Here is a 2,433-nt window from a genome sequence, read left to right on the forward strand (position 1 = left end):
ATGAGCAGGACTTCGCGGCCGTCCGCGACAAGGCGAAGTGCCGTCGCCAGCCCGACAACTCCGGCGCCGACAATGGCGATTTCGACCGTTTCAGAAGCAGCCACTGTAGATCTTCCCGATTGACCTTGAAATCCAGTACCGATCATGTGGTCTCTTGGTTCGGGGTCACGGTCCAGTCTTGATCCCTGGAATCGAATAGGCCAGATCTTTCCGCCCTCAGGCGACAGGCGTCCAGATCACGTCCTCGATTTTTTGCGCGCCGGTCGCCAGCATCGCCAGCCGGTCGAAGCCGAGTGCGATGCCGCTGGCCGGCGGCATGATGGCAAGGGCTGAGAGAAAATCCTCGTCCAGCGGATAGCGCTCGCCATAGACGCGCTGCTTCTCGTCCATCTCGATAACAAAGCGCCGGCGCTGCTCGTCGGCGTCGGTCAGTTCGCCAAAGCCGTTGGCGAGTTCGACGCCGCAGCAATAGAGCTCGAAACGCTCGGCGACGCGCGGGTCGCGCTGGCTCGGCCGCGCCAGTGCCGCCTCGGCGACGGGATATTCGCACAGGATGGTCGCGCGGCCCTGCCCGAGCAACGGCTCGATTTTTTCCACCATCACCCGGCTGAACAGATCGGCCCAGCTGTCGTCGGGCGCGGTGCGCAGGCCGGCATAGGTCAAGGCGGCGTGCAGCGCGTCGCGGTCGGTGCTGCCGTCGGCGGCGACCGTGGCCAGCAGGTCGATGCCGGCATAGTGGGCGAAAGCGTCCGCCACCGTCAGTCGTTCCGGCTCGGCAAACGGATCGCAGTCGCGGCCCCGGAAAGAGAAAAGAGTCGCCCCTGTCCTTGTCGCGGCCAGCGCCAGAAAGGCCGCACAATCCAGCATCAGGCTCTCATAGGCCTCGCCCACCCTGTACCATTCGAGCATGGTGAATTCGGGATGATGCAAGGGGCCGCGCTCGCGGTTGCGATAGACCGGACCGAAGCTGAAAATCCTGGTTTCACCGGCGGCGAGCAGCTTCTTGCAGGCGAATTCCGGCGAGGTGTGGAGATAGAGTGGCGCCCTTGCACCGTCCGGCCCGACCGCTTCCGTGGCGAAAGCCGCCAGATGCGCCTCATTGCCGGGCGAGACCTGCAGCGCCGCCGTTTGCACCTCGACGAAATCATGGGCGGCGAACCAGTCGCGCAGGCCGGCGGCGATGCCATTGCGCAGCATCAGCCGCGGGCGGCGGTCGGCGTGAACGTCAGGCGTCCACCAGGGCGAAGCTTCGGTCATGCGGCTCGGAACATGGTGGAAGGGGGCTGGCGGCGGCGGCCAAGATGCGGTAGGCCCCCATCCAGCGCCGCACTAGCCGGCAAACGCCAGTCAACTCTTCTTGCAGGATTTAAAACCGTGGTGAAAGTCATCGCCAGTTCGCTCCGCAAAGGCAATGTCGTCGACAAGGACGGCAAGCTTTATGTGATCCTCTTTGCCGAAAACATCCACCCAGGCAAGGGCACGCCGGTAACGCAGCTCGACATGCGCCGCATCGGCGACGGGGTGAAGGTTTCGGAACGCTACCGCACCACCGAGCAGGTCGAGCGCGCCTATGTCGAAGAGCGCGAGCACACCTTCCTCTACCGCGACGGCGAAGGCTTTCACTTCATGAACCCGGAAACCTACGACCAGGTGGCGGTGTCGGAAGCCGTGGTCGGCGACATGGCACCTTACCTGCTGGAAGGCATGGCCGTGCAGGTGTCGCAGTTCAACGGCATTGCCATTTCCCTGGTGCTGCCGCAGCGCGCCACCTTCGAAGTGGTGGAAACCGAGCCGACGACCAAGGGACAGACGGCCTCGTCGTCCTACAAGCCGGCCGTGCTGTCCAACGGCGTGCGCACCCTGGTGCCCCCCCACATCGCGCCGGGCACCCGCGTGGTGGTGATGACGGCGGATGGGGCTTATGTGGAGCGGGCGAAGGACTGAAGACGAGCGGTGGGGTTACGGGTTTACCGGCCAGCCCTGCGTTTCACCAGGGCTCACCCTTGTCCTCTTCCGCTGTCTCCCCTTGAACGCGGCGCCTCCGCCCGCACAGTGATATTTTTCACGAAGCGTGTCGCAATGACCCTGCGCGGTCCGTCCTTTGAGCGAAGAAGGAGAACGCCATGCGAAAACTTATCGTCACCGAATTCATCAGCGTCGATGGCATTGCCGAGGTCGAGAAGCTGCCAAGCATGACTTGGAACGACGAGATGAACAGGTTCAAGGAGGACGAGCTTGCCGACACCGGCGCCATGCTTTTGGGGCGCACGACCTATGAGATCTTTGCCGGCTCCTGGCCGACGGAAACCGGAGATTTTGCCGAACGGTTCAACGCGCTGCCGAAATATGTCGCGTCGAACAGCCTGAAGGCGCTCGACTGGAAGCCTGCCGAATTGCTGAAGGGACCGCTGCCGGAAGCGGTCAGGACGCTGA

3 protein-coding genes are annotated in these 2,433 nt (G+C 63.6%); 2 read left to right on the plus strand and 1 reads right to left on the minus strand.

The window, feature by feature from the left end:
• Positions 1-216: 216 nt before the first annotated feature.
• Positions 217-1,257 (minus strand): EF-P lysine aminoacylase EpmA, encoded by a 1,041-nt coding sequence (gene epmA / locus EN879_RS32125; protein WP_063167725.1) that lies wholly within the window; start codon positions 1,255-1,257, stop codon positions 217-219.
• A gap of 117 nt (positions 1,258-1,374) precedes the next feature.
• Here epmA and efp point away from each other — a divergent pair, with 117 nt between their 5' ends.
• Positions 1,375-1,944 carry an elongation factor P gene (efp, locus tag EN879_RS32130; RefSeq protein ID WP_013532351.1) on the plus strand — a complete coding sequence of 190 codons (570 nt, stop codon included), beginning with the start codon at positions 1,375-1,377 and terminating at the stop codon, positions 1,942-1,944.
• Positions 1,945-2,123: 179 nt separating this feature from the next.
• Positions 2,124-2,433, plus strand: a 310-nt coding sequence (locus EN879_RS32135) for a dihydrofolate reductase family protein (RefSeq protein WP_164774714.1), incomplete at its 3' end; no start/stop codon positions are given.

It is taken from the genome of Mesorhizobium sp. M7A.F.Ca.AU.002.02.1.1, from assembly GCF_003998535.1.
Lineage (GTDB): Bacteria > Pseudomonadota > Alphaproteobacteria > Rhizobiales > Rhizobiaceae > Mesorhizobium > Mesorhizobium ciceri.

Coding starts and splice junctions, on each gene's coding strand:
- epmA (WP_063167725.1), bottom strand. CDS start 1,257: ATGACCGAAGCTTCGCCCTGGTGGACGCCTGACGTTCACGCCGACCGC.